This window comes from Caballeronia sp. M23-90 (assembly GCF_053574605.1).
In genome coordinates this window covers 1-6,535 of record NZ_JBSIPA010000378.1, presented here as the reverse complement: position 1 = coordinate 6,535, position 6,535 = coordinate 1, and the positions used below count along the sequence as shown (strand labels likewise).

Annotated in this window: 7 protein-coding genes; 1 reads left to right on the top strand and 6 read right to left on the bottom strand. The window is 63.5% G+C overall.

What is annotated here, in order from left to right; all coding sequences use genetic code 11:
• Together ACRXB1_RS27385 and ACRXB1_RS27380 are read right to left on the bottom strand one after the other, a co-directional pair.
• Positions 1-290: alpha/beta hydrolase (locus tag ACRXB1_RS27385; protein WP_449493811.1), on the bottom strand; the 290-nt coding region annotated here is incomplete at its 3' end.
• A 2-nt stretch (positions 291-292) separates the two neighbouring features.
• Positions 293-1,090, bottom strand: coding sequence for a DUF4118 domain-containing protein (locus ACRXB1_RS27380; RefSeq protein WP_075357481.1), 798 nt, complete (start codon positions 1,088-1,090; stop codon positions 293-295).
• Between the two features lie 217 nt (positions 1,091-1,307).
• Between ACRXB1_RS27380 and ACRXB1_RS27375 the strand changes: the two genes are divergently transcribed.
• Positions 1,308-2,114 carry an alpha/beta hydrolase gene (locus ACRXB1_RS27375; protein ID WP_375508053.1) on the top strand — a complete coding sequence of 269 codons (807 nt, stop codon included), beginning with the start codon at positions 1,308-1,310 and terminating at the stop codon, positions 2,112-2,114.
• 35 nt (positions 2,115-2,149) lie between these two features.
• Here the strand turns inward: ACRXB1_RS27375 and hydA are convergent, their stop codons facing one another.
• The 4 genes from hydA to ACRXB1_RS27355 all read right to left on the bottom strand — a co-directional run.
• Positions 2,150-3,565, bottom strand: a complete 1,416-nt coding sequence (gene hydA, locus ACRXB1_RS27370) for a dihydropyrimidinase (protein ID WP_449493810.1) — start codon at positions 3,563-3,565, stop codon at positions 2,150-2,152.
• Positions 3,566-3,587: 22 nt separating this feature from the next.
• A complete protein-coding gene (locus tag ACRXB1_RS27365; protein WP_075357484.1) occupies positions 3,588-4,523 on the bottom strand; it encodes a dihydrodipicolinate synthase family protein in 936 nt (311 codons plus the stop codon).
• A gap of 16 nt (positions 4,524-4,539) precedes the next feature.
• Positions 4,540-5,712: an NAD(P)/FAD-dependent oxidoreductase gene (locus ACRXB1_RS27360; protein ID WP_449493809.1), complete on the bottom strand. Its 1,173-nt coding sequence runs from the start codon at positions 5,710-5,712 to the stop codon at positions 4,540-4,542.
• The coding region (locus ACRXB1_RS27355; protein WP_449493808.1) for a (2Fe-2S)-binding protein at positions 5,709-6,535 on the bottom strand (827 nt) is incomplete at its 5' end. The genes ACRXB1_RS27360 and ACRXB1_RS27355, both read right to left, overlap by 4 nt.

Below are 6,535 nucleotides of genomic sequence, written 5' to 3'. Positions count from 1 at the left end.
TCCACGGCGGCGGCCAGCGTCGCGCCCATGGAGAGTCCGCAGACCGATACGTGCTGGTGCTGCGCGGCGAGCGCATCGAATTCGGCAACCGCTGCACTGATCCACTGCTCCATCGGCACGTGTCCCGTGCCCGCACTGTAGCCAGGCAGTTCCGGCGTGTGCGTCACGAAGCCTTCTTCGGTCAGAAGGCGTGCAAGAAACCGCAATTCAGACGCGGAACTCGACAGCCCGTGCAGCAGCAGCACAGCGTGATCGTTGCTCCGGGCGGGGAGACTTTGAGGCGCGTTCATGGTCAGTCTTCCGCCCGGAGGATGAGAAAATCGCCGGACGGCGTGGTGAAGCGTTCGCACATGCATTCGACTGCCCGCCAATCCTCGGCTCCAGACAGAAAACGCATGCGGTGGTGACCCGGCACCAGCCGGTCGCTCACACGGGCAAGATCTTCCTGGTGCACTTGCGAATGCCTGGCGCCGTAGGCAATGCCTGCACGGAACGATGCGTCGTCGGTCGTGCCACCGGGCGTCGAGCTTACCGCCGCCGCGACGAAACTGCTGGGCGGTGCGCTTGTTGCTGGATCGAGCGCCTTGATGAGTATGAGCGAGCGGGTGTGCTGCGCGATGTGATGCAGCATGCGATGCATTTCGTCCGTGGCGCGACGCACGAGCAGGCGTTCGTTATCGCCGCGCAGCAGCATCTCATAGCGGGAGTGCGCCACTGCTGCCAGCATCTCGGCGCGATACTGTGCGCGCCTCAGGCGCTCGACCAGTGTAATGACCACCATGGTAATGAGCGGGTACGAGACCAGCAGCCGGATATCCGACGCGTCGATGATGTCAATGCGTCCGTACGGCGGTACGAACAGATAATCTGCGAGACACAGCCCCGCCAGCATCACGCAGATTGCAGGCGCGAGGCCACAGTAATACTCCACGAGCACGGCGGTGATAAGAAAAGCGGTCCCGGGCATGATCGGGCCGAGCAGCGGGTGAAGAATCAATCGGACGACGGCTGCGGTACATAGTGCGGCTGTCGCGATCATCCATCGTTTGCGGCCGCGCGGAGCCCATCGTCGAGAATTCCTGACTTCCATTCGATTCTTTTTCCGCTACGAGATAACGTTCGCCTATCTAACGGCTGTTATGCAAAACACTTTAATTACGTGACCTGCTGCGTTCAAGATTCCGATAAAACAGTACCGCTACAAATGCAGTGTGTTCGCAACCGGGGCATTGCGGATGGTGCATCGGGTAGGGGATTGTACTTATACTGGCCGGGACCTTCATGAAAACTACCGCGCGAGACATGGCATGCGCTTGCTTGACTATACCCTACGCTTTGCTGTCGCTGCCTACCTGACGGCGGCGCTGGCGTTGTATCTGATGCAGGATCGCTTGCTGCTCCCCTCCACGCCCGACGCAGCCGATCTGCGCACGGTCTCGCTTGCGGGCGAGCGCATCGATGTGTGGAAGGCGGGCGGCGAGTACGCGGGTTACGTGGTCACGCCAGCGGGGCAAGCACCGCGCGGTACTTTTATCGTTTATCACGGCAACGAAGAGTCGGCGGAGACCAAGTTGCCGCTCGCCGACGTATTCGTTCGCGCCGGGTATCGTGTTGTCATTGCCGAGTACCCTGGGCATGGCAGGCGACAAGGCGAGCGCACCATGAAGGCAGCGGTCGCCGCTTCGCGCGAAGTCTTTGCGGCTGCGCTCGCGCAATGGCGCACACCGCTTTACCTGGTGGGGGAATCGCTGGGCGCGGGCATGGCTTCGCAAGTGGTGAAGGGCAACGAGTCGTCAGTCGCGGGCGTCGTTCTGATTACGCCCTGGGATTCGCTTGCCGACGTGGCCGGGGAGAAGTATCCGATTTTCCCGGTGAAGTGGATGCTGCACGACAGATTCGATTCGGTCGCAGCCGTAGCGCGTTACGACGGGCCGCTAGTCATCGTCGGTGCGCAGCAGGACACGTTGATTCCGGTCGCGCACGCACAACGTTTCGCGAGCGAACACGACCGTGCGCGGCTCATGCTGTTGCCCACCGCCGATCACGACACCTGGATGGGCGCCATGAGGCCGCAGGACTGGCAACGCATCCTGCAATGGCTGAACGCCGCATGACGGTGCGCCTGCAGGCTTGTAGCCTGGCGTGACGCTTACCAGTGCGCGCCGAGTTCGCCACGCGCGACGAACTCTCCTCCACCGGAGCGGCCGACCCAGTCGTTGTCATCGATCAGCAGTTCGCCGCGCAGCAGCACTTTCTTCACACGACCGGTTACGCGATGGCCTTCGAACAGCGTGAAATCGCAATCGCTGTGCTGGGTATCGGCGCTGATGGTGTGCGACTCGTCGGGATCGAACAGGACAATATCGGCATCGCTGCCAACGGCGATCGTGCCTTTCTTCGGAAACAGCCCGAAGAGCTTTGCGGGCGCAGTCGACATCAACTCGACAAAGCGATTCAGGGAGATCCTGCCGGGACGCACGCCCCCGTTGTAGACCACTGTCATGCGGGTCTCGACGCCCGGCACGCCATTGGGGATCTTCGAGAAATCGTCGGCGCCGAAGGGCTTCTGGTTGACGCGTCCGAGATGCCCTTCCTTCATGCAGTAAGGGCAATGATCGGTGGAGATCAGTTGCAGGTCGTCGGTCTTGAGCGCGGTCCACAGGGCGTTTTGCGCATCCTTCGAGCGCAGCGGCGGACTCATCACGTAGCGCGCGATATCGAAGCTTTCGTCGGCGTAAGCGGACTCATCGAAGAAAAGGTAATGCGGGCACGTTTCCGCGAACACGGGAATGCCGAGATCGCGCGCCTCGATCACATGCTTCAACGCTTCCTTCGCCGACAAATGCACGAAGTACACTGGCGCCTCGGCCAGTTCGGCGAGCTTGATGCCGCGGTGCGTCGCCTCGCCTTCCATGATGGCAGGACGCGTGAGCGCGTGATACTTCGGCGCGGTATGACCTTGCGCGAGCGCCTCCTTGATCAGCAGGTCGATGATCGTGCCGTTCTCGGCGTGCAGCGCAATCATTCCGCCGTGCTGGCCGACCATGCGCATGGCCTGGAAGATGGCGGCGTCGTCGGACATGACGGTGCCGGGATACGCCATGAACATCTTGAAGCTCGACACGCCTTCGTGCCGGATTGCGTACTGCATGTCGCCGAGCACGCGCTCGTCGACCTGGGTGACGATCACGTGAAAACCGTAGTCGATGCTCGCCTTCGAATCTGCCTTGCCGCGTGCCCGCGCAATAGCATCGAGAGGACTCGTGCCGGCCGTCTGAAGCGCGAAGTCGATGATCGTGGTCGTCCCGCCGAACGCGGCGGACCGTGTGCCTGACGCAAAGTTGTCGGCGGTGACCGAAGGCCCGAAGGTGTTTTCCATATGCGTGTGGCAATCCACGCCGCCGGGGAACACGAGCAGGCCGGCTGCGTCGATCACGCGCGCGTCCTCGCCGCCCTCCAGGTTCAGTCCAATGCAGACCACGCGCTCGCCTTCCACCAGGATATCGGCCATGTAATCGTCCACCGCCGTGATGATGCGGCCGCCTTTGATCAGGGTTCGTGTCATGCGTGGCTCCTTGTCAGAATCGTTAAAGACGGGTTGCGATGCTCAGGGCGTCATCGAGACGCGCAAGTTCGAGTGCCGACAGCGGCGGAATGGGCGGACGCATCGCGGCGTTGGGAAAGCGGCCCAGCCGATGCAGGCAAGCCTTCAGGCGCGCGTTTGCATGCGCGCCGGGCGCCGTGCCGTAGATGGCTTTCGCAAGCGGATAAACGCGTTCGTGCAGGCGTTGAGCTTCGGCGAGATCGCCGTTCTTCACCGCCCGGTACAACGCCACGATGAGTTCCGGCACGACCGCAGCGAGGCTCACCAGACTGCCCTCGGTGCCCGTGACGAAGCAGGTGAAAAGGTGTTCGTCGCCGGAAGCCATCACGGCGACATGGGGCGCGACCGTTTTGACCAGCCGCCGGTTCGCCTCGTAGGCGGCGGTTTCCCAACTGCCTTCCTTGATCGCCACGACTTCCGGCAAGCCGGCCAGCGCAGTCAGCATCTCGGGTGTGTACGCCATGCCGCCCGTGCCGACGCCGGCCTGATACAGCATCATCGGCATGCGGGCTTCGGCGTTCACAATCCGGTGGTGGGTGAGGACGGTATCGAGATCCGTCGACAATGCCCATGAGAACGGCGGGAACAGCAGCAGGGCATCGGCGCCGGCTCGTTTTGCATCGTTGGCGTGCGACTGCGCCTCGTAGCTGTCCTCGGAATTTACGCCCGCCACGATGATCAGCCGGTCGCCGCATACATCGTGCGCAATCTCGACCACGCGGCGCTTGTCCGCCGCTGACAACATGAAATTCTCGCCGGCGTGGCCGTTCACGAGCAGTCCAGCAATGCCGTCCACTGCAGATACGTCCGCGATGTGCCGCTCGAGCGCGGCTTCGTCCACATGGCGCCCGTCGGTGTCGAGCGGACAAAGGGTGGCGGCGTAAATACCGTCATAGGGAGCGTCGTGCGTCGGGATCATTCTCGTGGTCTCGGGTTCAGGCAGGTTTGACAGTATTGGCGGTCGATGAACCGGGCGGCACGATCAGCCGCGCAGGATCGAAGAGCGGCATGGCGGGTTCTTCGCCAAGGATGGCCTGGCTCAGCAGCCGGCCCATGTAAGGGCCGCTCGTATAGCCCGAATGCACGCAGCCGATGACCCATGCGCCGGGCAAGCCGGGCAGCGCGCCAAGCATGGGCATGGCGTCGGCGGTTTCAGATTCGAGTCCGAGCCAGATACGGTTCACACGCGCGCGGGCCAGGGCGGGGATCACGTGCTGCGCGAGCCGCAGATTGCCGATCAGGTTGTCCGGCACAGTCTCGACGCCGCCGCGTTCCCGATCGCCAATGCCCTGCCAGCCGCCGCCAATCAGCACGGTGCCGTTCGCGAACTGCTTCATGGAAAGCAGCCCGTTTGCGATGCTCAGCACCGAGCGCATGACCGGCTCCATGCGCTCGGTGACGATCAACTGGTTGACGAGCGTCTTCACTGGAATGTCGATGCCGAGCATCGCAAGCAAGGGTTCGAGCCAGACGCCGCCGGCCATGACGAGACGGGTGGCTTCAATGCTGACGGTCTCATCGGCGGTGCGGATGCGATAAACCCCCTTCACGCGCTCGACACCCGACACCGCAGTCTGCTCGATGATGCGAACGCCCGCGTCGCTCAACGCGGCGTGGTAAGCGCGGCCGGTCAGATAGGCGCTGGCAAAACCGTCGGTAGCGCAATACGCTGCTTCGAGCATGGCGGGATTCAGGCCCGGTTCAAGGGCGAGCGCCGCGTGCCGGTCAAGAATATCGATCTGCGCGCCGTACTCGCGGCGGGCGGCCGCGCGTTGCTGTAACAGGCCACGCTCGGCTTCGGTGAATGCCAGCGACAAACCCGGCGCCGCCGTGGCAAGAACGCTTTGCCCGAGCCATGCGCCGGTGTTCATCCACATCTTCCAGGCTTCGATGGCATAGGGCACGAGCGCGGCGCGCGTCATGTGCAGCGTGAGCGTTCCGGCGTTCACTCCCGACGCTCCCCGACACAGCGCGCCGCGCTCAACAATTGCGACGCGCATTCCGGCGCGCGCGAGGAAAAGCGCTGTCGTACAGCCCATCACGCCGCCACCGACGATGGCGACGTCGAAGCGGCTTGCCGATGTGCGGTTCGCTTGAAGATCGCTCATAGCGGCGCCGCCTTCGGGATCGGGATATCGGCGTAGGTGAAGTCGCCCGTGAGCGCTTCTACGGTCATGGGGCGCAACGGGGTGCGCGCGGAGAAAGAGCCGGCTTGTTCGCGTGACCCTCCCGGGGTTCGCGCCGCCAGAATTTCTGCAGCGATGTCGCCACAGGTCCGTCCCTGGCACGGTCCCATGCCGCATCGTGTCCATGCCTTGAGCTGGTCCGCATCGCGAGCACCTGCGTCGCAGGCCGCATCGATCTCGCCGCGCGTCACGTCTTCGCAGCGGCACACGATCACGTCCGGTCCAATGCTGTCGATGTGACCGTGGCGCAGTGCCATCATCCGCGACATCGAGCGGCCAAAGCGCGCGGATTTCGCATGGGCGCGGCGGGCGTTGTCGAGTTCCGAATCAGGTGGCTGCGTTTTTCCGGTGGCCAGGTCCAGCGCGCAGGCAAGTCCTGCCAGCGTACCGTGATGGATTGCCGCAGCCGCCCCGGCAATGCCCGCGCCATCACCGGCAACATAGAGGCGATCCCGCGATGTCCGTCCATCCCGGTCCGCCTGCGCCATCCAGCCACCCGCATCCCGGGAATAGCGATGCTTCGCCCGCAAGAGCCGCGTGATTTCGGTCGATGGCGTCAGCCCATGCCCCACCGTGACGCAATCGGCGCTTACCATCCGGCGTGCGGGCGTCCCGATATATTCGCGCCATACGATTGTCGAAGTGAACGGCGACGGCAGCGACCTGATGGCGACGCTCGCACGCCGGATGGTGCGCCACCAGTCGAAACCTTCACGCATGAGATCCGGCCGCGAGACCATGGCAA

Coding starts and splice junctions, on each gene's coding strand:
- ACRXB1_RS27375 (WP_375508053.1), top strand. CDS start 1,308: ATGCGCTTGCTTGACTATACCCTACGCTTTGCTGTCGCTGCCTACCTG.
- hydA (WP_449493810.1), bottom strand. CDS start 3,565: ATGACACGAACCCTGATCAAAGGCGGCCGCATCATCACGGCGGTGGAC.
- ACRXB1_RS27365 (WP_075357484.1), bottom strand. CDS start 4,523: ATGATCCCGACGCACGACGCTCCCTATGACGGTATTTACGCCGCCACC.
- ACRXB1_RS27360 (WP_449493809.1), bottom strand. CDS start 5,712: ATGAGCGATCTTCAAGCGAACCGCACATCGGCAAGCCGCTTCGACGTC.
- ACRXB1_RS27380 (WP_075357481.1), bottom strand. CDS start 1,090: ATGGAAGTCAGGAATTCTCGACGATGGGCTCCGCGCGGCCGCAAACGA.